The organism is Bradyrhizobium sp. CCBAU 51765 (assembly GCF_015291725.1).
GTDB classification, from domain to species: domain Bacteria; phylum Pseudomonadota; class Alphaproteobacteria; order Rhizobiales; family Xanthobacteraceae; genus Bradyrhizobium; species Bradyrhizobium liaoningense.
Genome location: NZ_CP030038.1, coordinates 4,882,235 through 4,904,582, shown reverse-complemented (window position 1 = coordinate 4,904,582; position 22,348 = coordinate 4,882,235). Strand labels below are relative to the sequence as shown.

25 protein-coding genes are annotated in these 22,348 nt (G+C 64.5%); 16 read left to right on the top strand and 9 right to left on the bottom strand.

From position 1 onward, the window contains the following. The first annotated feature begins 79 nt into the window (after positions 1-79). The 3 genes from XH96_RS23580 to XH96_RS23570 all read left to right on the top strand — a co-directional run bounded on the left by XH96_RS23580 (position 80) and on the right by XH96_RS23570 (position 2,141). Positions 80-1,345, top strand: a complete 1,266-nt coding sequence (locus XH96_RS23580) for a cytochrome P450 (RefSeq protein ID WP_194387884.1) — start codon at positions 80-82, stop codon at positions 1,343-1,345. Between the two features lie 143 nt (positions 1,346-1,488). Then, complete coding sequence (locus XH96_RS23575; protein WP_061877672.1) at positions 1,489-1,674, top strand: hypothetical protein; 186 nt, start codon at positions 1,489-1,491, stop codon at positions 1,672-1,674. A gap of 224 nt (positions 1,675-1,898) precedes the next feature. Then, positions 1,899-2,141: a hypothetical protein gene (locus tag XH96_RS23570; protein WP_194387883.1), complete on the top strand. Its 243-nt coding sequence runs from the start codon at positions 1,899-1,901 to the stop codon at positions 2,139-2,141. Positions 2,142-2,174: 33 nt separating this feature from the next. On the opposite strand, the gene XH96_RS23565 is transcribed toward XH96_RS23570, so the two are convergent. After that, the gene (locus XH96_RS23565) at positions 2,175-3,425 is read right to left on the bottom strand and encodes a DUF763 domain-containing protein (protein WP_194387882.1); all 1,251 of its coding nucleotides are present in this window, start codon (positions 3,423-3,425) and stop codon (positions 2,175-2,177) included. 127 nt (positions 3,426-3,552) lie between these two features. On the opposite strand from XH96_RS23565, the gene XH96_RS23560 reads away from it, so the two are divergent. After that, complete coding sequence (locus XH96_RS23560; protein WP_194394226.1) at positions 3,553-4,692, top strand: mechanosensitive ion channel family protein; 1,140 nt, start codon at positions 3,553-3,555, stop codon at positions 4,690-4,692. Positions 4,693-4,713: 21 nt separating this feature from the next. Here the strand turns inward: XH96_RS23560 and XH96_RS23555 are convergent, their stop codons facing one another. The 4 genes from XH96_RS23555 to XH96_RS23540 all read right to left on the bottom strand — a co-directional run bounded on the left by XH96_RS23555 (position 4,714) and on the right by XH96_RS23540 (position 7,406). After that, a complete protein-coding gene (locus XH96_RS23555; RefSeq protein ID WP_194387881.1) occupies positions 4,714-5,631 on the bottom strand; it encodes a PepSY domain-containing protein in 918 nt (305 codons plus the stop codon). A gap of 121 nt (positions 5,632-5,752) precedes the next feature. Next, the gene (locus XH96_RS23550; RefSeq protein ID WP_246789715.1) at positions 5,753-5,989 is read right to left on the bottom strand and encodes a MarR family winged helix-turn-helix transcriptional regulator; all 237 of its coding nucleotides are present in this window, start codon (positions 5,987-5,989) and stop codon (positions 5,753-5,755) included. Positions 5,990-6,241: 252 nt separating this feature from the next. After that, entirely contained in the window at positions 6,242-6,385 is a 144-nt protein-coding gene (locus XH96_RS23545) for a hypothetical protein (RefSeq protein ID WP_246789714.1), read from the bottom strand. 43 nt (positions 6,386-6,428) lie between these two features. Continuing rightward, positions 6,429-7,406 (bottom strand): tripartite tricarboxylate transporter substrate binding protein, encoded by a 978-nt coding sequence (locus XH96_RS23540; RefSeq protein ID WP_194387880.1) that lies wholly within the window; start codon positions 7,404-7,406, stop codon positions 6,429-6,431. 117 nt (positions 7,407-7,523) lie between these two features. Between XH96_RS23540 and XH96_RS23535 the strand changes: the two genes are divergently transcribed. From XH96_RS23535 to XH96_RS23510, 6 genes are read left to right on the top strand one after another with little or no spacing between them, the layout of a single operon-like run. Continuing rightward, the gene (locus XH96_RS23535; RefSeq protein ID WP_194387879.1) at positions 7,524-8,234 is read left to right on the top strand and encodes a TetR/AcrR family transcriptional regulator; all 711 of its coding nucleotides are present in this window, start codon (positions 7,524-7,526) and stop codon (positions 8,232-8,234) included. A 32-nt stretch (positions 8,235-8,266) separates the two neighbouring features. Continuing rightward, positions 8,267-9,151 (top strand): amidohydrolase, encoded by an 885-nt coding sequence (locus XH96_RS23530; protein ID WP_194394225.1) that lies wholly within the window; start codon positions 8,267-8,269, stop codon positions 9,149-9,151. 51 nt (positions 9,152-9,202) lie between these two features. Continuing rightward, complete coding sequence (locus XH96_RS23525) at positions 9,203-9,916, top strand: PIG-L deacetylase family protein (protein ID WP_194387878.1); 714 nt, start codon at positions 9,203-9,205, stop codon at positions 9,914-9,916. Beyond that, positions 9,913-10,596 carry a 4-carboxy-4-hydroxy-2-oxoadipate aldolase/oxaloacetate decarboxylase gene (locus XH96_RS23520; RefSeq protein ID WP_194387877.1) on the top strand — a complete coding sequence of 228 codons (684 nt, stop codon included), beginning with the start codon at positions 9,913-9,915 and terminating at the stop codon, positions 10,594-10,596. Before XH96_RS23525 ends, XH96_RS23520 begins: the two co-directional genes overlap by 4 nt. Before the next feature lie 24 nt (positions 10,597-10,620). Next, a complete protein-coding gene (locus XH96_RS23515) occupies positions 10,621-11,490 on the top strand; it encodes an ABC transporter substrate-binding protein (protein ID WP_194387876.1) in 870 nt (289 codons plus the stop codon). Continuing rightward, positions 11,490-12,413 (top strand): DUF1932 domain-containing protein, encoded by a 924-nt coding sequence (locus XH96_RS23510; protein ID WP_194387875.1) that lies wholly within the window; start codon positions 11,490-11,492, stop codon positions 12,411-12,413. Before XH96_RS23515 ends, XH96_RS23510 begins: the two co-directional genes overlap by 1 nt. Here the strand turns inward: XH96_RS23510 and XH96_RS23505 are convergent, their stop codons facing one another. Together XH96_RS23505 and XH96_RS23500 are read right to left on the bottom strand one after the other, a co-directional pair. Next, complete coding sequence (locus XH96_RS23505; RefSeq protein WP_194387874.1) at positions 12,414-12,719, bottom strand: hypothetical protein; 306 nt, start codon at positions 12,717-12,719, stop codon at positions 12,414-12,416. 234 nt (positions 12,720-12,953) lie between these two features. Next, the gene (locus tag XH96_RS23500; protein ID WP_194387873.1) at positions 12,954-14,195 is read right to left on the bottom strand and encodes an amidohydrolase family protein; all 1,242 of its coding nucleotides are present in this window, start codon (positions 14,193-14,195) and stop codon (positions 12,954-12,956) included. A gap of 149 nt (positions 14,196-14,344) precedes the next feature. Between XH96_RS23500 and XH96_RS23495 the strand changes: the two genes are divergently transcribed. Then, a complete protein-coding gene (locus XH96_RS23495) occupies positions 14,345-14,761 on the top strand; it encodes a nuclear transport factor 2 family protein (RefSeq protein ID WP_194387872.1) in 417 nt (138 codons plus the stop codon). Here the strand turns inward: XH96_RS23495 and XH96_RS23490 are convergent. Continuing rightward, positions 14,758-15,516, bottom strand: a complete 759-nt coding sequence (locus tag XH96_RS23490) for a GntR family transcriptional regulator (RefSeq protein ID WP_194387871.1) — start codon at positions 15,514-15,516, stop codon at positions 14,758-14,760. The two genes, XH96_RS23495 and XH96_RS23490, sit on opposite strands and share 4 nt — an antisense overlap. Positions 15,517-15,712: 196 nt before the next feature. On the opposite strand from XH96_RS23490, the gene XH96_RS23485 reads away from it, so the two are divergent. The 5 genes from XH96_RS23485 to XH96_RS23465 all read left to right on the top strand — a co-directional run bounded on the left by XH96_RS23485 (position 15,713) and on the right by XH96_RS23465 (position 20,918). Then, complete coding sequence (locus XH96_RS23485) at positions 15,713-16,570, top strand: ABC transporter ATP-binding protein (protein ID WP_246789713.1); 858 nt, start codon at positions 15,713-15,715, stop codon at positions 16,568-16,570. Further along, positions 16,570-17,346 carry an ABC transporter permease gene (locus XH96_RS23480; RefSeq protein ID WP_194387869.1) on the top strand — a complete coding sequence of 259 codons (777 nt, stop codon included), beginning with the start codon at positions 16,570-16,572 and terminating at the stop codon, positions 17,344-17,346. Before XH96_RS23485 ends, XH96_RS23480 begins: the two co-directional genes overlap by 1 nt. 39 nt (positions 17,347-17,385) lie before the next feature. Beyond that, positions 17,386-18,411, top strand: coding sequence for an ABC transporter substrate-binding protein (locus tag XH96_RS23475; protein WP_194387868.1), 1,026 nt, complete (start codon positions 17,386-17,388; stop codon positions 18,409-18,411). Between the two features lie 27 nt (positions 18,412-18,438). Beyond that, a complete protein-coding gene (locus XH96_RS23470) occupies positions 18,439-19,872 on the top strand; it encodes an amidohydrolase family protein (RefSeq protein WP_194387867.1) in 1,434 nt (477 codons plus the stop codon). A gap of 137 nt (positions 19,873-20,009) precedes the next feature. Then, entirely contained in the window at positions 20,010-20,918 is a 909-nt protein-coding gene (locus XH96_RS23465; RefSeq protein ID WP_194387866.1) for an amino acid ABC transporter substrate-binding protein, read from the top strand. 207 nt (positions 20,919-21,125) lie between these two features. Here the strand turns inward: XH96_RS23465 and XH96_RS23460 are convergent, their stop codons facing one another. Further along, complete coding sequence (locus tag XH96_RS23460; RefSeq protein WP_194387865.1) at positions 21,126-22,337, bottom strand: acyl-CoA dehydrogenase family protein; 1,212 nt, start codon at positions 22,335-22,337, stop codon at positions 21,126-21,128. Positions 22,338-22,348: the final 11 nt, after the last annotated feature.

Sequence of the window (22,348 nt, the reverse complement as noted above, 5' to 3'; positions counted from 1 at the left end):
ACGATCGACGAGGCGACCCTTGCACGGGCCGCGCCGCGCACCATCTGGGTGAAACGCCAGCAATCGGTCCGGTGATTCCATGACTGTGCGCCTCGATTTTACCAGCGAGGTTTTTTTCCGCGATCCGCCCAGGGCCATCGCGACGTTGCGCATGTCCGGCCCGGTGGTTGCGACGCGATTCCCAATCGTCGGCGATGTCTGGATCACCACGACCCATGATGCGACAGCGCAGGTGCTGAAGGACGGCGCGACCTTCACGCTGCGCAAGGAGGACGGCGACGTCGCGGGTCTGCGCTGGTGGATGCCGAGATACGTCAGGACCATCGCCAACAACATGCTGACGATGGACGAGCCGGATCACACGCGGCTGCGCAGCATCGTGGACGAGGCGTTTCGCCGCCGCGCGATCGTTGCGATGGAGCCGCGCATCCGTGCCATCGCCGACACGCTTGCGGACGAACTGTTCGCAGCGGGAAGCCCGGCCGATCTCGTCCAGCGCTACGCGCGCATCCTGCCGCTCGCGGTGGTCTCGGAACTCCTGGGCCTGCCGCCGGCCGATCGCCCGAAGTTCATCGCCTGGGCCAACGAGATGTCCTCGCTGACGAATGTCGTCAGCTTCTTCCGCTTGCTGTTCGCGTTCCGCAAGATGCGAGCCTACCTCGAACGGCAGTTGCAGGTTGCACGCGTGCAAGGCGGCGAGGGCCTGATTGCCGAACTGGTCCAGGTCGAGCGCGAAGGCGGTCAGATCACGCCGGGCGAGATGGTCTCGATGGTGTTTCTGCTGCTCGCGGCGGGATCCGAGACGACCACTCATCTCATTAGCGGTTCGGTGCATGAGCTCCTCAGGAATCCCGGCTTGCGTGACTGGCTGGAACAGGACTGGAGCCGCGTCGGGCTTGCGGTGGAGGAGTTCCTGCGCTTCGTGTCGCCGGTGCAATTCTCCAAGCCTCGCTATGTGCGCCGCGACGTCGAGGTCGAAGGCGTGCGCTTGAAGAAGGGCGACCGCGTCATGGTGATGCTTGCCGCTGCGAACATGGATCCGGCGGTGCACGATCGTCCCGAGCGCCTCGATCTCGAGCGCAAGCCGAACCGCCATATTTCATTCGGCACTGGAATCCATTTCTGCCTCGGCCATCAGCTTGCGCGCATCGAGGCGGCCTGCGCGCTGGAAGCGCTGTTCGTGCGATGGCCGAAACTCGGTCTTGCCGTCGATCCTGCCGAGGTCCATTGGCGCAGGCGGCCGGGCTTGCGCGCGATCGCGAAACTTCCCGTCACCACGGAGAGCCGTGGAACACCGGGGCGGGCGGGGGCGAGCCTCGAGCGTTCCCTCACCGCGGCGAGCTGAGATCAGCGTCCCTTCGGAAAATCTTTGCCGCGCGCGATCAGTCAGGAACGGTGTGCCGCTGGACCTGTTGTCTCCTGGACGCGCGGCTACGAATTCCTTGGCCGTGCATGTCGCAGATCGACGTCTTAACGGGAGACAAGATCATGACCAGCAGGATGCCACCTGTTCCGCCGGACAATCAGAGCCGCAAGGGAACTGGCGACAGCAAGCAAACGTCCGCCGATCAGGCGCCACACGGCCAGCAGCGTGCTCAAAATCCCGACCAGCAGGGACAGCAGGGCAACATCAAGCAGAACACTACCAATCAAGGCTACCAGCAAGATCGTTGAGGAGGACGACATCCCATGTCGACATCCACCACGACCCCGAACAGCATCCGTCAGGGCGGACCCGAGGCGCCGCATGAGAACGCCAGGGCGATTGGAGGTTAAGAAGCCGCCGGGGAGCGATCACAACAAGCAACGATCCCGGTCAGAGCGGGCACAAGCCGAAACCGACGCCGGCGCGCTAGAAGCACGACGTCTTGGGAAGGTCACTGCGAGAGGAGAGACAAATGCCAAGTGGGCATGGCAGCAAGACGCATTTCAGATCGGGCATGCATGGCAAGGGCGACGGCACCGGCGGACTGACCGACATACCCAAGGATATGATCGGCGACAACATGGTGCTGTCCAACCGCGACAAGAAACAGCATTCGGACATTCGTGGCATGGACGGCAAGTCCATTCAGACTGAACAATATCAGGACCACGCCGCGAACCGGCTCGACGGGACGCCGGACGCTGACGAGGCCTGAGATCGTTCCTCCCGCCAACTTGCGGACCGGTGTTCAGCCGGTCCGCTTTCCTGTGGGCGCAAGATCGCGTTCCCAGCCGAACACCGAACGTCCATCGAGATCCGGGGAGGCCGCACGCTCAGTGGCGATGAAGGTCTCGACCGAAGGGCCGCGCACGGTCCGCTCCAGCCGCCGCGCCTGGTCGTCCAGACGCTTGATCGCATGCATCTCTTCCTCGCGTCCGAGCTTCGCGTTCTGGATCGCGCCCTTCAGCACCCGGATGGTCTCGTCATAGACCTTGATCGGAACGGGGTAGGGATGTCGGTCCTTGCCGCCATGGGCGAGCGAGAAACGCGCGGGATCCCTGAAGCGATAGGGTGCGCCGTGCACGACCTCCGCGACCATCGCGAGCGAGCGCACGGTGCGCGCGCCGACGCCCGGCGTCAGCAGCAGCTCCGGGAAATCGACCGGGCCCCGCTCGGCTGCGGCAGCCAGCGTACCGTGCAGGCGGCGCGCGAACACGTCCTTGGGCCTGACGTCGTGATGGGCGGGCATGATCAGATGCGGCAGCGTGCCTTGCGCCGGCGTGGACTCGGTCCCGATGAGCCGTTCGAATTCGGAGACGATGCGATCGGGACCGAGATCGCAGAGTAGTTCGAGCTGCGCCGTCCGGGAAATGTCGGCGCGATGATCGGTGAGATTGACGATCTCCCCCTGCTGCGGCCCGTCGATGGCGCTGTGCGGCGCATCGACAAAGCTCTTCAGCGCCTCGGAATGCCAGTGATAGCGTCGCGCCTGCCGCTTGTCGCCGTTCATGCCCTGCTGCACCACCGTCCATTTGCCGTCGGCCGTCACGAAGAAGCCGTGCAGGTAAAGGTCGAAGCCGTCCTGGACCGCGGCGCTGTCGACCTTGGCCACCAGGCGGCTGGCACGGGTCAGTCTGGCGCCGTCGAATCCGACGCGGTCGCCGAGCTGCAACAGCTCGTCCGGCGTCCTGCGCGAATGCTGGCCCCTGCCGCCACAGACGTAAATCCCAAGCTCGTCCTGCAGCGGTCCGAGCCCGCGCTTCAGCGCGCCGATCACGGAGGTGGTGATGCCGGAAGAGTGCCAGTCCATCCCCATCACGGCGCCGAACGACTGGAACCAGAACGGATGCGACAGCCGTTGGAGGAACGCATCGCGGCCGTAATGATGCACGATCGCCTGGGTGACGATCGCTCCCAGCGACGACATGCGACTTGCCAGCCACGGCGGAACCCGTCCGGTGTGAAGAGGGAGATCGGCGCTGCCGGTTCGTCGAGTCATGCGGTTCAATCTAGTGCAATTCGGCGACGGTTGCATCAGCGGGATGCTGCGTTGCACTGAACGGGGGAGCCAAGCCGGCCGGGAAGGCGTTGAGCGCGCTGGTGCGCATGCAATGACGGGGACGGCAATGAATTGGCAGGCTCTCATGGCCGACATCGACAGGATGTTCGGCTGGATACCCCAATGGTTCATTGGCCTCAGCCTCGTTGCCGGCGCGATCCTGCTCGCCTTGTTGGTCTATCGGGTCGCCATATGGCTGCTTGGCCGCGCGTTCGGCACCCGCTTTCCCCTTCTGAGCGTGTTCATCGATCGGACTGCGGGCCCCGCCCAACTCGCGCTCTGTCTCGCTGCCGTCGCACTGGTGCTGCCGCTCGCACCGCTGGACGACGCGATCCGCACGCCGCTGATGCGGCTGTTCGTCGTGGCCTTCATCGCGCTGATCGGCTGGATCTCGATCCGGATCGTCGACATGAGTGCTGCGCGCTATCTCCAGAACTTTCGCGACGTCACCGAGAATTTCGTCGCACGCAAGCACGTCACGCAAGTGCGCGTGTTCAAGCGCGTCACCGACACCATCATCGTCGTCATCACGATCTCTGCCGCGCTGATGACGTTCGATTCGGTCCGGCAATACGGCGTCAGCCTGTTCGCCTCCGCGGGCGCGGCCGGTATCATCGTCGGTCTCGCCGCCCGCCCGCTGCTGAGCAATCTGATCGCGGGCCTGCAGATCGCGATCACCCAGCCGATCCGCATCGAGGACGCCGTGATCATCGAGAACGAATGGGGCTGGGTCGAGGACATCGCCTCGACCTATGTCGTGATCCGGCTGTGGGACTGGCGCCGCATGGTGGTGCCGTTGTCCTACTTCATCGAAAAGCCGTTCCAGAACTGGACGCGCGATACCGCTTCCCTCATCGGCGTGATCGCGCTCCATGTCGACTATCGTGCCGACGTCCAACGCATCAGGAGCTGGCTGGAGCAGGCGGTGAAGCAGTCAAAGCTGTGGGACGGCGAAGTGGTCAATCTCCAGGTGATCGATGCCGACGCGCGCACCATCGAGCTTCGGGCGCTGGTCAGCGCCAGGAATGCACCGCAGTCCTGGGACCTCCGCTGCGAGATCAGGGAGAAGCTCGTGGCTTTCATCCGGGACGAGATGCCGGCGGCGCTGCCGCGCGAACGCGCGATCCTGATCCCGTCTGGCGACGATGATGCTGACTTCCTGCGTTCCACTCCGCCGGAGCCGAGGCGCGCGAGTGCACGGAATTAGTTGAGCGGTGGCGGGACGACGCTAGGCAGCGCCCGCCACGGCGGCTTGTCCGCCGGCGCGTGGGCGCGGCTTGCGCAGCTTCCGCCGGGCCCAGATCAAGAGCCCCGTCGATAGCAGCGTCAGAAGCGCGACCGAGGTGACGACATTGAGCGGCGAGGCGATCAGGGCCGACCAGTTTCCCTCGTGGATCAGGCGCGGCCAGTTCCGCGGCAGTGCCGTAACACCGCTCGCATTGATGGTGTAGGCGCGCAGCTCGCCACCCTCGTAGATCCGCGCCATCACGCGGCCGCCGCGCGTGCCGATTGAGATCACGTGGGTGAGATCGTGCTGGTCCGCGACCATGCGAACAGCCTCGGGAAGGGCAATTGGACGTCCGCCGCCGGCGGGAGTGGCTCCGTTCTGAAACGTCAGGCCGAACGCCAGGCACAGGCCGGTCAGCGGGCTGAGCAGGATCAACGGCAGCGTGAACCACGCGGTGCCCTTGTGCCATCCGGAGAGCGTATTGCGCAGCCGCGGCAGTCCCATGATGATGCCGAGCACCATCAGCGTGACCATGGCAATGGTCGAGCTCGTCACCAGCCATCCCTGGCCGAGCAACCGTTCATGGTTGATGCGGGCCCACAGCATGAGACCGGGGAGGCTGGAGCCTGCGGCGGCAGGCTCGCCGGTTGCGAGATCAATCGCCGGGGTACCGGTGCCTTGCAACGTCATGAGCTGGCTCGCGGCATTGATCGAAAGCCCGCGCGCCTTACCTTCCTGATCATATCGCTTCACCAGCTCGACGACGCGCGCTGCATCAATAGCAGGACCGCTGGTGCCACTGACTTGCATGAGAGGTTCGAACGAGAGGATCAGTCCGGTGGCGATGATCGCGAGCAAGGGCAGGGCAAAGACCAGCGTGATCCAGCGATGCAGTGTCAGCAGCAGGGGCTTGCTCATGTTCTGTCTCCGGCGACGCCGCTTTGGTCGCCCAACGCGGCGCCGAAGACAAATGACGCTTTGTCCATGTTGTTGCGTTGATTTGCAGCAAACGGATTCAGCGCAGTATCGCAAGCGAATGCTAACCGTTCGCAGGTTCGAGCGCCGCCAGCAATTTGTGCAGCAGCCGCGTTGCGCGTTCGATGTCGGAATCGGAGAGGCCGCCGAGGATCATTTTGTCGCCGTGCTTGAGAACGTCGGCCATGACCCGCTCGGCGAGCGTGCGGCCCTTGGCCGTCAGCCGCACCGGCTTGCTGCGCTTGTCGGCCGTGCCTTCCGCCCGCGTGATGAAGCCGCGCTTCTGCAGGGAATTGAGCACCTTGGTCAGTCCGCCCGACGAGATCAGGATGGCCGGGTAAGTCCACGCCAGAGCAGGGCACCATCCCGTTTTCGGTGGGGACGTGCCGGCTGCAAGCCGTAGGCGACAGGCTCACGCTGAAGGTCGAGGCCGAGAACGCGGATCTCCTCGTGCAGGTCGAGGGGGATCGTCGAGCGGCATCTCGTCCGTTTCGCCTTCCGCGATCCACCGGAAATCGTCTGGCGGTCCGCGGAGCCGGCCACGAAATAGGGCCTACTCGCGCGTCGCCTTGCTCACGCCGCGCAGGCCCGCTCGCTGCTGGATCGTGTCCAGCGCGCCGGATGACTGCTCTTCCATCACGAAGCGGGTGAGCAGGGGAAGCGCGTCCTCGCGCCCGCGAGGAATCGCGATCGCCATGTGCTCCAGCCCCAATTGCCGTCAGGTCCTCATGGGAATCGCCTCACTGCGCGCGGATGTTGGCGGCCTTCAGCACCGGCTCCCATTTGGTCGCCTCGGCGTGCATGTAGGCGTCGAACTCCTTGGCGGAGGAGCCGACCGGCGCTGCCCCGATCTTGCTGAGCGTCGATAGCACGCCGGGATCCTGCAGCGCGGCCTTCAGATCGGCTTCGAGCTTGGACACGATCTCCGGCGGCATGTTTGCCGGGCCAAGCACGCCCCACCAGACCGAGACGTCGTAGCCGGGCACGCCGGCCTCGGCGATGGTCGGAACATCCGGCAGCGCCTTCGCGCGTTCGGCGGAGGTCACCGCCAGCGCGCGCACCGGGCCGCCCTCGAGCTGGCCGATCGCTTCGGCAAGCGGATTGATGCTGAGCGGGATCTCGCCGGCGATCACGGCTGTCAGCGCCGGTGCGCCGCCCTTGTAGGGGATCGCGACGATCTTGGTGCCGGACATGTATTTCAGCAGCTCGCCTGCAAGATGCGCCGAGGTGCCGTTGCCGGACATGCCGTAGGAGAGCTTGTCCGGCTCCTTCTTGGCGGCGGCGAGGAGATCGCCGAGCGTCTTGTAAGGGCTGTCCTTGGCCACCACGATCGCGAGCGGAGACGAAGCGACTTCGGTGATCGCGGTGAAATCCTTGAATGTGTCGTAGGGGACGCTTGGATAGATGAACTGGTTGAGCGGATGGCCGCTCGCGACCAGGATCAACGTGTAACCGTCAGGCGCGGACTTGGTCAGCGTTTGCGAGGCGACGATGCCGCCTGCGCCGGGACGATTGTCGATCACGGGCTGCTGCCCCCAGGTCTTCGCCAGCGCCTGGCCCAGCGTGCGCGCGAGCACGTCGACTGCTCCGCCCGCTGCATAGGGCACCAGGATGTGGACCGGCTTGCTCGGATAGCTGTCGGCTTGAGCTGCACCCGCTGCCAGCAGCAATGTGGCGCCCAGCAGCAGGCGGCCGATCTTCTTGTTTAAATCCAACATATTCCCAGCACTCCATAGGCGGCGTTCGCGTTCCAGCGGCGCTCTTTCCAGGCCGACTGTACCCTGCCATCGTTTTTGTTGACGAGACCTGATCTTTTGTACGATAGTACAAATCACATGATACGCAAGCCCACCAGCAGGGAAACAGCCCGCAAGCCGAACATGCGCGAGGCGATCCTCGCCGCGGCCGAGGAGCTGTTCGCCACCAACGGCTTCAATGCCGTCTCGGTGCGAGATATCGCGCATGCCGCCGGGGCCAATCCGGGCAGCGTGACATATCATTTCAGGACCAAGGACGGGTTGCTGCTGGAGATCTACCGCCGCCATTGCGGGCCGATGAACCTGCGCCGTTCCGAGCTGCTTGCCGCCGCCAGGCGCGTGCGCGATCTCCAGGACCGGCTGGAGGCGATCGTGCGCGCCTATGTGGTGCCGGCCTTCACCTCGGGCAGCGATCTCGCGGGCGGCGGCGCGCGCTTCACGCGGCTGCGCGCGGTGATGTCGGCGGAGGGCAACGAGGTCGCGCGAAAGATCATCGCGCAGACCTTCGACGACACCAGCCACGCCTTCATCGATGCGATCCACGAGAGCCTGCCGCACATTCCGCGTACGGACATCGTCTGGCGCAGCCACTTTCTGCTCGGTGCGCTCTATTATTCGCTGGTGACGCCGGAGCGCGTTTCGCGCCTGTCGCGCGGCGAGGCGGACGGCAGCGATGCCGCAGGGGCCATCGAGCAATTGGTGCAGGCCACGGTCGCCGCATTCCAGGCACCCGCGCTCGATCAAGCTGCGCCGGCGCGGCGGCGGCCGGTCGTCAGCAGCAAGACTTGAAGCAAGCGGTCTCGCTGCGGCGGGCTCACCTGATGACGATGATGTACACGCCGACCATTCCGCCGCCCGATCCAAACACGCGCACGCCGAAGTTCAAGCTGCCGAAGCTGTCCTGCGACGCGCATTGCCACATCTTCGGGCCCGGCGCGAAATATCCTTACGCGCCGGATCGCTCCTACACGCCGCCTGACGCGCCGCTGGAGGATTTTCGCGCGCTGCACGCCAAGCTCGGCGTCGAGCGCGCCGTCATCGTCAATGCCAGCGTGCACGGCACCGACAATACGGTCGCGCTGGATGCCATCGCGCAGAGCAGCGGCGCCTACCGTGCCGTCGCCAATATCGACGATACCATCACCGAACGCGGGCTCCGCGTGCTGCACGACGGCGGCTTCCGGGGCTGCCGCTTCAACTTCGTGCGCCATCTCGGCGGTGTTCCCGACAAGCGCGTGTTCGACCGCATCGTCGCGATGGTCACGCCGCTCGGCTGGCACGTCGATCTGCACTTCGATGCGATCGACCTGCCGGAATATGCCGACATGCTGACAAGGCTGCCGCTGAGCTACACCATCGACCATATGGGGCGGGTGAAGGCTGCCGACGGGCTCGATCAATTGCCGTTCAGGATCCTGATCGAGCTGATGCAGCGCGACGAGAAGTGCTGGGTCAAGATCTGCGGCTCGGAGCGGGTGTCCTCGGCCGGTCCGCCGTTCACGGATGCGGTGCCGTTCGCGCGAAAGATCGTCGAGACCGCGCCGGATCGCGTTATCTGGGGCACGGACTGGCCGCATCCCAACGTCAAGGTGATGCCGAATGACGGCGACCTCGTCGATCTGATCCCGCTGTTCGCGCCGGAGCCGGAGTTCCAGCAGAAGGTTCTGGTCGACAATCCCGCGCGCCTGTTTGGCTTCGACCAATGAAGGGGCTCCGATCAATATAATGCCTACAAACGAAAGAAGGGAGTTCGTCCCATGAAAACAGGTCTCGTGATCACCGCCCATCCCGGCGATTTCGTCTGGCGCGCCGGCGGCGCCATCGCGCTGCATGCGAAGAAGGGCTATCGCATGAAGATCGTCTGCCTGTCGTTCGGCGAGCGCGGCGAGAGCCAGTTCGCCTGGAAGGAGAAAGGCGCGACGCTTGAATCGGTCAAGGCCGGCCGCAAGGACGAGGCGGAGCGGGCCGCAAAGCTGCTGGGTGCCGAGATCGAGTTCTTCGACTGCGGTGATTATCCGCTCAAGCTCACCGAGGCGCATTTCGACCGCATGGTCGACATCTACCGCGAGCTCAATCCGAGCTTCGTGCTGACGCACGCGCTGGAAGATCCCTATAATTTCGACCATCCGAATGCGGCGCATTTCGCGCAGGAGACGCGCGTGGTCGCGCAGGCGATGGGCCACAAGCCCGGCGCGCAGTACAAATATTCCGCGCCGCCGGTGTTCCTGTTCGAGCCGCACCAGCCGGAGCAGTGCAACTACAAGCCGGACCTCCTCCTCAAGATCGACGAGGTCTGGAGGGAGAAGTACGAGGCGTTCCAGATCCTCGCCGCGCAGAAGCATCTCTGGGGCTATTACGAGCGCGTCGCGCTCAACCGCGGCATCCAGGGCAGCCGCAACACCGGCGTGCCCATGACCTATGGCGAGGCCTATCAGCGCTTGTTTCCGACCGTCGCCGAGGAATTGGCATGAAGCCGGTCGTCGTTTGCAACATCAAGCGCGCCGATCCCGCCGGGATGGCAGAATACGGTGTCTCAACCGTGCACGAGGCCTATGGCCGCATCGGCCTGATGAAGCCCTACTTGCGTCCGGTCTGGGCGGGCGCCTCGATCGCCGGACCGGCGGTGACGGTGCTGGCGCAGCCCGGCGACAACTGGATGATCCATGTCGCGGTCGAGCAATGCAGAAAGGGCGACATCCTCGTCGTCGGCTGCACCACTGACAACACCGATGGCATGTTCGGCGAGCTGCTTGCGACGTCCCTGCAGGCGCGCGGCGTCCAGGGGTTGATCATCGACGCCGGCTGTCGCGACGTCAAAGCGCTGCACGAGATGCGCTTTCCGGTGTGGTCACGCGCGGTATCGGCCAAGGGCACGGTTAAGGCCACGCTCGGCTCGGTCAACGTTCCCGTGGTCTGCGCCGGCGTCAATGTCGATCCCGGCGATATCATCGTGGCCGATGACGACGGCGTGGTGGTGGTACCGAAGCGTTATGCGGCCGAGGTGGCCGAGAAGGCGAAGAAGCGCAACGCGGACGAGGGCGGCAAGCGCAAGCGGCTCGCCTCGGGCGAACTCGGTCTCGACATGTACGGGATGCGCGAGGCGCTGACGAAGGCCGGACTGGTGTATGTCGACAATCCCGAGGACGTCTGAAGCGACGGAAAGCGGAGCGGGCGGATGGATCGTCTCAAGCTGAAAGCCGTTCTCGGCAGCCACCCTCATGTCCAGGCGGTGAAGAGCGGCGAGCTCCGCTCTGATCTGTTCGATCTGGACTTCATCACGTACACGCCGACCAACACGGCGTTCAAGCCGATGGTGCGCGAGCAGGCCTTCGACGTCTGCGAGATGGCGATCGTCACCTACCTGATGGCGAAGGCGCACGGCAAGCCGCTGGTATTGCTGCCAGCGACAATGCTCGGGCGCTTCCAGCATTCTTACGCGCTCTACAATCCTGAAAGGGGGACGCTCGGGCCGACCGATCTCGAAGGCAAGCGTGTCGGTATCCGCTCCTTCACGACCACGACGGGCGCCTGGATCAGGGGCATCCTCGCCAACGACTACGGCGTCGATCTCGACAGGATCCGCTGGGTGACCTTCGAGGATCCGCACGTGGCCGAATATGTCGACACCACCGAGCGTGCGCCGAAGGACAAGAAGGTCCTCCAGATGCTGCTCGACGGCGAGCTCGATGCCGTGCTCGGCGAGACCTCCGATAATCCCAAGCTGAAGCCGCTATTCCCTGATCCCGCCGCCGAGGCCGCCAAATGGTACGCCCGTCGTGGCGTCGTGCCGGTCAACCATCTCGTGGTCGTGACTGAGAAGCTCGCGAAATCGCGGCCCGACGTGGTCGCGGGCGTCTATGATCTGCTCAAGCGGAGCAAGGAGCGGGCAGGGCCTGCGACGACGCCCGACCTCATTCCGTTCGGGATCGAGGCAAACAGAAAGCCGCTGGAGCTGATCATCGACTACGCATTCCAACAGGCGCTGATTCCGCGCCGCTATGCGGTCGAGGATCTCTTCGACGAGACGACACGGGGACTGAACTGATGGCAGGTGATCCCAGGCGCTGGCAGATCGGGCTGGTCGGGTATGGCGAGGTCGGGCGGATCCTGGCCGAGGATTTGCGCCAGCAGGATATCAAGGTGTCAGCCTATGATATCAAGCTCGGAAGCGAGCAGGGCGCCTTGCTGAAGGAGCATGCGGCGAAGTTCGGTGTGGCGCTCGCGGATTCGCACGCCGAGCTGACCGCGAAATGCGATTTCATTGTCTCCGCGGTCACCGCCAGCCAGGCCGTTCCGGTCGCAAAGGCCTGCGCGGCGGCGATCAATCAGGGCACCTGGTTTCTCGATTTCAATTCGGCATCGCCGGGCGCCAAGCAGCGCGCCGCCGCCCTGATCGACGGCGCAGCCGGGCGCTATGTCGAGGGCGCGGTGATGACCTCGGTGCCGCCCTATCGCATCAAGGTGCCGCTGCTGCTCGGCGGGCCCGGTGCGAGGGAGCTGGAGCCGCTGTTGAACGCGATCGGTTTTGCCGCGAAAGTTGCGAGCGACAGCCTTGGCGTATCCTCTGCGGTGAAGATGTGCCGCAGCATCATGATCAAGGGCTTGGAAGCCATGGTCATCGAAAGCTTCACCACCGCGCGCGCCTATGGCGTCGAGGACGCGGTGCTGGCCTCGCTCGCGGAGACGTTTCCAGGCATCAATTGGGAGAAACAGGGCGCCTATTTCTTCCAGCGCGTGATCGAGCACGGCCGTCGCCGCGCCGAGGAGGTGCGTGAGGTCGCTGAAACCGTGCGCGAGGCGGGTTTGACGCCATGGTCCGCGCAAGGCACTGCCGAAAGGCAGGCCTGGGTGGCTGATCTCGCCGACGAAGGGCTGTTCGGCTCCAGGGGTACGAAAGACTTCGCCCGCAGCGCGGATTGGCGGATCGAGGCCGACCGGATCCTCGCGAAGATCAAGCGCACCAAGTAGTCAGCTCATGGCTGCGCCGCCGGTCTGAAAACTCTCGACCTGATCACGGGTGCGTTCGATCAGGTCGATCAGATTTCTGGACTTGCGGACGAACTGCTCCGTCACCGGCTGCGTGCGGAACTCCGCCAGCACGGCGCGAACGCACTTGCTGGCGGCATCGAGCGTCCAGATCGTGCGGTTCATGTCGTCCTGCGTCTGGATCGCCGAGATATCGAGAGCCGAGAGAACGTGGCCGATGCCGTCGAGCCGCTTCACCGCCGTATCGGTGGGCGGTTCACAATCGATGCTGCTGAATGCGCTGAACATACTGATACTTTCCCACTGAATGCAGGTCGTCAGTGCGGATCGTAGTTATTCTCGGCCTCGCCGGTCCCGCAATGCGTTTTGGCTACGGTCCGGGATTCTACCGAACTCGGGTGGGCTCACCCGGCGGTAAAATAAAACTCCATGGTCAGGCAAGTGTCCCGACGTCGTGATGACCGACTCGGAACGCCCGCGTGCAGGCATCGCGCGATGTTCGGGATATGAGCGGAACCGCTCTCAGCTCCCGGGAGTGAACAGGGTGGGCCGCTGCCGCGCAAAGGTCTGCCGGCCACCTTTGAAGCCCATCAGGACATCGGGCAACTCGGCGATAGCGAAGCGGCTGTCTTGCGTATCGAGCACGATGAGGTCGGCGGGATTGCCGACCTTGATGCCGTAATCGTCAAGGTTCATCAGCCGGGCCGGCAGCTCGGTCACCAGATCGAGGCAGGTGTCGAAATCGCTCACCGAGGCGTGCGCGACATTGGCGTAGAAATTTGCCATCCGCAGCAGCGAGGCGTCGCCGAACGGCGTGAAGGGATTGAGCACGTTGTTGGTCGCGACCGAGCACACGATGCCGTCGCCCGCAAGCTTGTGGGCGAGTGTCAGCCCGCGCGGCGCGTTGTGGGTGGCCTCGCGCCCCATCAGATAGAGATCGGTCGCGGGCAGCACGGTGACGGCAACGCCGGCTCTTGCCAGCTGCGCGGTGGCGGCTTTGAGCGGCTCCGGCGGCAAAGCCGACAGCTTCGTAGCGTGGCCGATCGCCACGCGTCCTCCGTAGTTGCGCCGCTCGGTCTGGCGGCAGACCTCGTCGAGGTGCCACCAGGAGGGGTCGAGATCGAAGTCGAGATGAAGGTCGACGTCGACGTCGAATTCCTCAGCGAGATCGAAGATGCGCGAGAGATGCGCGTTCGGGTCGGTGTCCATGTAGGGACAGCCGCCGATGGCCTCGCCGCCGTTGCGCAGCGCCTCGATCAGCAGTTCCTCGGCTCCGGGATCGTTGGTCAGGCCCTCCTGCGGGAAGACACAGAGCTCGAGGTCGACCGCCCAGGCGTAGTCGCGCTTGAGCGACTTGATCGCCTCGAATCCGCGCAAGCCGATGCGCGGGTCAATCTCGACATGCGTGCGCATGCGCGTGGTGCCGTGCACGATGGCGCGTTCGAGCACTCTTGCGCCGCGCGCGTAAACGTCCTCGACGGTGAAATCCTTCTTCATCCCGGCGACGGCGCGGATCGCTTCCGAGACGCTGCCGTGATCGTGCCCGCAGCGGCCGAGCAGGCAGGCCTTGTCGAGATGGATGTGGGTATCGACGAAGCCGGGCAGGGCGAGGCGGCCGTCGACGTCGACCTCGGCGGCCTCGCAGGTCAGCTTCGGCTCGATCGCGGCGATGCGGCCGCCGTTCACGCCGATATCGACGGGTGCGGCGGATGAGCGCAACAGCGCGTTGCGGAAGATCAGGTCGAAGGCGGTCTCGATGGCCATGGCGTCGGATTCAGCCTTGGCAACCTAGCCGAAGCTGGAGGAACAGGCAGCTCCAGATTGTGTGCACTTATGCCGCGACACTGTTCAAAAAATGTGCATGCACTTTGGCTAGCAGATCGTAAGATATCTGCCGCCTGGAGAACCCCGCCATGTCCGCCCCCGCACCAGCCGAACGTTCGATGACCGACGCCGAGATCGTCGAAGCCTATCTCACGGCGTCGATGATCCCCGATCCCGATGCCGCGGCGGCCTATATGAAGCCGGGCACGGTGATCACGTTCACCGGGGGGCGCGCGTTCGACCATCCGCGCGGGCCGACCGGCTTCAACGCCAGGCGCTATCGCTGGGTGAAGAAGAAGATGGACCGCTTTGATGTCTGCCCCGGTGCGGACGAGACCGTCGTCTACAGCGTCGGCACGCTCTACGGCGAATGGATGGACGGCACGCCATTCGAGGGCAATCGCTATGTCGATCGCTTCGTGGTGAAGGGCGGGCAGATCGTGAAGATGGACGTGTGGAACGACAGCGCCGAGCGGATCCTGGTTCAGCGCGGCATCGAGGCTTAGCCCCTCCGCGCGATTTTCGGCAGCTTGACGACGCGATCGCTCGTCACCTCGTCGGCATAGGGCGCGAGGATATCGAGCAGATCGCGGCCGCGCTGCGGAGCGGGGGCCACCAGCGCGCGATTGGCCACGGAATCCAGGTGATGGTGCATCAGCTCCATCACCTTGGCCTCGTCGCCCTTGGCGAGCGCGGCGATGATGGCGCGGTGCTCGTTGATGGCACATTCGCTGGAATGCGGCCGGCTGTAGAGCGACAGCGTCAGGCAGCAGCGATAGGCGACCTCGCTGACATAGCGCACCAGGATCGGACTGTTCGTCATGTGCGCGAGCAGGATGTGGAATTCGGTGGCGAGCCGGATCGACACCGCATCGGTGCCGCCGCGCGCGCGATCCTCGGCGTCGACATGGCCGTTCAGCTCGGCGATCTGCACCTTGGTCAGCTTGCCCGCGAGCTGGCGCACGACGAGCCGTTCAAGCTCGATGCGGATGTCGAAGGCATCGCGCGCCTCCTGCCAGCTCGGCGTCGCCACCACCGCGATCCGGTTGCGGCGCAGCTCGACGAGACCTTCCGCGGCGAGTTGGCCCAGTGCATGGCGGGCAATGGTGCGGCTGACGCCGAAACGCTCACCGAGCGCATCCTCCGGCAGCTTTGCGCCGGGCTCCAGCGCCTGTTCGATGATCGCGCGCCGGAGCGCGCGGCAGATCACGCTGACCTTGTCCGACGATTCAGAAGTCTTGCTGCTCGCGCGCGCCGCCATCGGCGAATCCTTGGGATGGGTCGAAGCCTCTCTTTAGCACGGCCTTGCAGCGATCCGGCGCTCCAATTGCATGCAGTTTGATGTCCAGATTGCCTAAATCGACTCCGGCCGTTCGCCGAGGGCATCTGGCAAATCATTGATTTTGCGGGGACGGCATGCTGGCACCTAGCTTGCATGCACTTTGGCTGTGATGCGCATGCAACCCAACGCCCAGTTTGACGGCCAGCCCGTTCCCGAAGGCGCCGCCGCCACGGCCATCGAACTGTCCGAGGCCTCCGTGACCTTCGGGCGTGGCGACCGCGCCGTGCCCGCCCTGTCGAAGACCACGCTGAAGATCGCCGACGGCGAGTTTGTCGCACTGGTCGGCCCGTCAGGATGCGGCAAATCGACCATTCTGCGTCTCGTCAGCGGCCTCGTGCAGCCGACAAGCGGCGTCGTCATCGTGGGTGGCCGCGAAGTCGCGGCGCGCGCGATGCGGGTCGGCATGGCCTTTCAGAATCCGACCATGCTGCCGTGGATGACGATCGAGCGGAACATCATGCTGCCGCTGAAGATCGTCGAGCCGTTCCGCTCGAGTTTCCGGAAGCTGCGCAAGACCGAATTTCGCGACAAGGCCAACGCGCTGCTGGAGCAGGTCGGTCTCAAGGGTTTTGGCAGCCGTTATCCCTGGCAGCTCTCCGGCGGCATGCTCCAGCGCGCCAATCTCTGCCGCGCCCTGATCCACGAACCGCGCATGTTGCTGCTGGATGAGCCGTTCGGCGCGCTCGACCAGTTCACCCGCGAAGAGCTATGGGCGATCCTGCAGAACCTCTGGATGATGCACAAGCCGACGGTGCTGCTGGTCACCCACGATCTGCGCGAGGCCGGCTTTCTCGCCAGCCGCATCTGCGTGATGAGCGCGCGCCCCGGCCGCATCCTCGACGACAGCCGCGTCGAGTTTGCGCGCCCGCGCACCGTCGCCATGACCTTCGAGCCGGAATTCGTCGCGCTGAACCAGAAGCTGCGGACCTTCATCGAGGATGCGCGCAGCGCGGCTGAGCAGGGGACAGGCTGATGTTCGGGATCGATATCAGGCAGAAGGCGTGGTCGGCGGGGCTGATCGTGTTGTTCTTCGTCGCCTGGGAGCTGTTCTGCCTGATGACCGGCATGTCGGATCTCGTGCTGCCGCGACCCTCGCAGGTGTTCTTGACGTTGTACCAGCGCTTCCCGGTGCTGTGGCCGCACATCGTGCAGACGCTGGCGACCACCATGTTCGGCTTCGTCCTCGGCGTCGCGCTCGGCGTCGCCCTCGGCGCCATCATCGGCGTGTCGAAGACGGCCTATGACACCTGCTATCCGTTGTTGATCGGCTTCTCTTCCATCCCCAAGGTCGCGGTGGTGCCGATCTTCGTGCTGTGGTTCGGCTCCGGCACGGTGCCGGCGGTGCTGACCGCGCTGTCGATCTGCTTCTTCCCGATCGTCGTGAATATCGCCACCGGCCTTGCGACCACCGAGCCCGAGCTCGAGGACGTGCTGAAGGCGCTCGGCGCCAGCAAGCTCGACATCCTCTGGAACGTCGGCCTGCCCAGGACCATGCCCTTCTTCTTCGCCTCGCTGAAGGTCGCGATCTCATACGCTTTCGTCGGCGCGGTGCTGTCGGAGACCGTCGCCTCCAACCGCGGCATCGGCAACGTCATGATGACCGCGTCCTCCAATTTCAACGTGCCGCTGGTGTTCGCCGGCCTGTTCGTGCTCGCCGGGCTCGGCGTCGCACTCTACGTCGTGTTCTCGCTGATCGAGGGTCGGGTCACCGGCTGGGCGACGCGCAAGAACGACGTGATCGCTACCTGAATTCTTGAACCGTCACGCAACGAAGCTGAGGAGGTCTCGATGTTGAGGAAGTTGAGTGCGGCGCTGGTGGGATTGGCGCTATCCGCGGGAGCCGCCACGGCGCAGGAAACCATGATCAAGTTCACGCTGGGCTGGAAGACCCAGGGCAGCGACGCGGCGTTCTTCTATGCCAAGGACAACGGCTTCTTCAAGGAGGAAGGCCTCAACGTCGTCATCGACCAGGGCGAGGGCTCCGGCGCCACCGTCACGCGCGTGATGTCCGGCGCCTATGACGCCGGCTTCGGCGACGTCAACGCCATCATCCAGAACGCCGCGACCAAGCCGCAGGAAGCGCCCGTCATGGTCTACATGATGTGGAACCAGCCGCCGTTCGCGATCGTCGCCAAGAAGACCAGCGGCATCAACACCATCAAGGATTTCGAAGGCCACACGCTCGGCGGCGCGCAGGGCACGCCGACGACGCGCCTCCTGCCGGTGTTCACGCGCAAGAACGGTCTCGACGGCGAGAAGATCAAGATCTCCAACATGGCGCCGAACCTGCAGGAGCCGATGCTGATCAAGGGCGACATTGACGCGGCCCTCGTCTTCAACATCACCAGCTATTTCAACCTGGTGCTGAACCGCCAGGATCCGGACAAGGATTTCAAATGGTTCTCGTTCGGTGAGTACGGCCTCGATCTCTATTCCAACGGCGTGATGGTCTCCCGCAAGCTGATCGCCTCGAACCCGAAGGCCGTCGCGGGTTTGGTGCGCGCCATCAACAAGGGTGCGATCGCGGTTGCCAAGGACCAGAACGCCGGCATGAAGGCTGCGACGAACTACGACAACCTCATCAACGCCGACGTCGAGAAGCGCCGGCTGCAATATTCCTTCGAGAAGCTGATCGTCTCGCCGGAGATGAAGGAGATCGGCATCGGCGACATCAAGGATGACCGCATGACACGCGCCATCGGCATCGTGGTCGAGGGCTATCAGCTCGCCCGGACGCCGACGCCGGCGGAGGTGTTCTCGCGCGAGTTCCTGCCGCCCCGCGCCGAGCGGGAGCTGGTGTATACGGCCAATTGATCTTCAACGGGTCTTGGAGCGACGGCCATGGCCACGGAGATTTCGGCAACGAGCCTGTTCCGTGGCCCTGGCCTCGGTGTCTGCGACAATGTCGTGCTGCGGCACGATGGCGGCGTCATCACCGAAATCGCGGAAGGAGCGGGGCCCGGGCCACGTTCCTTCGTCATTCCGGCCTTCGTCAACGCCCATGACCACGCCCGTGCCACCGCATCGTCCTTCGGCGCGGTCGGCATGCCCCTGGAGAGCTGGATCCTGCGCACCGCGCTGGGCACACCTGTTGATCCCTATCTGACCGCGGCCTCCGCATTGGCGCGTTCCGCCAGGGCCGGCTGCGCGGCGATGATGGTGCACTACACACGCCCGAGCGGGACGATGCCCCTGGTCGACGAGGCGAAAGCGATCGCGAAGGCTGCGTCCGACGTCGGCATCCGCATCGCGTTCGCGATGGCGGTGCGCGACCAGAATCCGATCGTCTATGGTGATGCCGAGCCGGTGCTCTCGGGTCTCTCCGGCCATGATCGCAAGACCGTCGAGGAGCTGTTCGTTCGCGCCCCGATACCGCCGAAGGCGTATATTGAACTCACGGACGCCATAGCCGCGGCCATCGCCGGTCCGATGGTGGACGTGCAGCTCGGGCCTGCCGGCGTGCAATGGTGCTCGAAGCCGCTGCTGGAAGCGGTGGCGGAGAATTCGGCGCGGACCGGCCGCCGCATTCACATGCATCTCCTGGAAACAGTGTACCAGCGCGCCTGGGCCGATCAGAGTTTTCCGGACATGGTGCGCTGGCTTCGCGACGTTGGCTTCCTCTCCGAGCGGCTGACGCTGGCGCACTGCATCCACGCCCGCCAAGATGAGCTTGAGATGATCGCGGCCTCCGGTACCCGCATCGTCACCAATTTCAGCTCGAACATGCATCTGCGTTCGGGACTCGCTCCGATTACCGCTGCGCACGAATGCGGCTGCGCCATCGCAGTCGGAGTCGACGGGCTGGCGCTCGACGAGGACGACGACATCCTGCGCGAGATGCGGCTGGTGCAGATGGCCCATGGCGGCCTCGGCTTCAGGCAGACGTGGACGCCGGCCGAGATGTTCTCGCTCGCCATCCGCAACGGGCGCCGCGCCACCGGCGCGTCCGGGAGCGGCGAGCTCGGTACCGGAAACCCCGCTGACTACGTCGTGATCGATCTCGACCGGCTCGACCGCGACCGGATCATGCCGGTAGACCCCATGGCGTTGCTGTTTGCGCGCGGCAATGCATCCCTGGTGAAGGAGGTCGTCGTCGCCGGCAAGACGATCGTGAGGGACGGGGTCTGTTCCGGCGTTGATCTGCCGGCCATCGAGCAGGAATTGCGGGCGCTGTATCGGACCGGCGTGGGCAAGCTCGCGAACTTCCAGCGGATGTGGCCGCCCCTGGCGGAGCGGTTGAGCGGCTGGTTCGAACAGCAGCTGACGTGCCAGTGAAACGGCTCCCGTTCGGCCAGTATTGAAAAGTGCGATAGCTGGTAGTCGCTGCCCCGTCTGGCGGGCGCTGCATGCGTCGGTTATCACCTCCGCGATTCCGTCGCGACAAGGTCGACGACCCCATTGAGGAGCAGCCGATGCGTCTACCCGTTCTTTTCCTGGCCCTGAGTAGTCTCGCCGGCGCAGCGTCAGCCGAAGACCTCTCGGGCACGCTCCAGAAGATCAAGGACACCAAGAAGATCACGCTGGGCTACCAGGAGGCCTCGGTCCCGTTCAGTTATCTGGACGGTAACCAGAAGCCGGTCGGCTTTGCCATGGACATCTGCCTCAGGATCGTGGACGCCGTGAAGAAGCAGCTCGGCATGCCCGACATCGCCGTCGACACGCTCGCCGTGACCTCGTCGAACCGGATCCCCTTGATGGTCAACGGCACGCTCGATCTGCATTGCTCGGCGACCACCAACAATGCCGACCGACAGAAGCAGGTCGCCTTCACCAACACGCATTTCCTCAGCGCGACGCGGTTCGCGGCCAAGAAGGCCGCCAGGATCAACACGATCGACGATCTCAAGGGCAAGGCGGTCACGGCGGTGGCGGGATCGGTTAACCTGACGCAGCTCGCCAAGGTCAACACCGAGCGCAATCTCGGCATCAACGTGATGCCGGCCAAGGACCAGGCCGAGGCCTTCCTGTTGTTGGAAACCGACCGCGCTCAGGCCTACGCGCTCGACGACGTGCAGCTCGCCGTCGCCATCGCGCGGTCGAAGGAGCCGCAACTCTACATGATCAGCGAGGAGGCGTTCTCCAAGCCGGAGCCGTACGGCATCATGCTGCGGCGGGAGGATGCGCCATTCAAGGCGCTCGCCGACCGCGCAACAGCGGAGCTCTATGCAAGCCCGGAGATCGAGGTGCTCTACAAGAAGTGGCTGCAATCGCCGACCCCGCCGAATGGCCTCAATTACAACGTCCCGATGTCTTCGGCCCTGCGCAACGCCTTCAAGAAACCGAGCTCCAGCGCCGATCCTGATGTCTATGTAGTGAATTGAGGCGAGGTCGCCGAACGCTGATTGCGACCGCGCTGCATGTTATTGCGCCCTCTCCCCTTGTGGGAGAGGGCAGCTCCGCTAGTCGATACGAACTCACTTGGGTGAGGGGTCTCTATCCTTACGAACGGTCCTGCAAGGGGGGAGAACCCCTCATCCGGCGCTTCGCGCCACCTTCTCCCACAAGGGGAGAAGGGAAGTGGCACCGCTTTACGCGTTCGAATATTTCTTCAGCTCGAACCGTGCGATCTGGTTCCGGTGAACCTCATCCGGCCCATCCGCAAGACGCAGCAGCCGCGCGGTGGCGTAGGCCTGGGTCAAGCCGAAATCGTTCGAGGTCCCGCCGCCGCCATGGGCCTGAATGGCCCAGTCGATGATCTGGCAGGCCATGTTGGGCACGGCAACCTTGATCATGGCGATCTCGGCCTTCGCCACCTTGTTGCCGACCGTGTCCATCGCGTGGGCCGCATTGAGCGTCAGCAGCCGAGCCTGCTCGATCATGATGCGGGCTTCCGCGATGCGCTCCTGCGTCACCGTCTGCTCCGAGACCGGCTTGCCGAAGGCGACCCGGCTGCGCACGCGGCGGCACATCTTCTCCAGCGTGCGTTCGGCGAGGCCGATCAGGCGCATGCAGTGATGAATGCGGCCGGGCCCGAGGCGGCCCTGTGCGATCTCGAAACCGCGGCCCTCGCCGAGCAGCATGTTTTCCTTGGGCACGCGCACATTGGTGAACACCACTTCGGAGGCGCGGTCGGGCACGCCGTAGAAGCCGAACACGGGCAGGGGACGCTTCACCTCGATGCCTTGCGTATCCATCGGTACCAGGATCATGGATTGCTGCTTGTGGCGGTCAGGATTGTCGGGATCGGTCTTGCCCATGAAGATGCAGATCTTGCAGCGCGGGTCGGTCGCATTCGTCGTGTACCATTTGCGGCCGTTGATGACGTAATGATCGCCGTCGCGCACGATCGAGCTCTCGATGTTGGTCGCATCGGACGATGCGACCGCCGGCTCGGTCATGGCGAAGCAGGAGCGGATCTCGCCCGCGAGCAGTGGCTTCAGCCAGCGCTCCTTGTCCTTCTCGGTGCCGTAGCGCTCCAGCACCTCCATGTTGCCGGTGTCGGGCGCCGAGCAGTTGAACACCTCGGGCGCGAGGTGCGAGCGCCCCATCACCTCGCAGAGCGGGGCATATTCGAGATTGGAAAGACCCGCGCCGTGACCGGACTCCGGCAGGAACAGATTCCAGAGTCCCTCGGCGCGCGCCAGCGGCTTCAGCTCCTCGACGACGGGATAGACCTTCCACGGCCCGAGCTCCTCGGCCTCGCGATAGAAGCGCTCCTCGTTCGGATAGATGTGCCGGTCCATGAAGCTTTCGAGCTTGCGCTTGAGCTCGATGACTTTGGGTGACATCGGGTAGAGCATCGTTCGTCTCC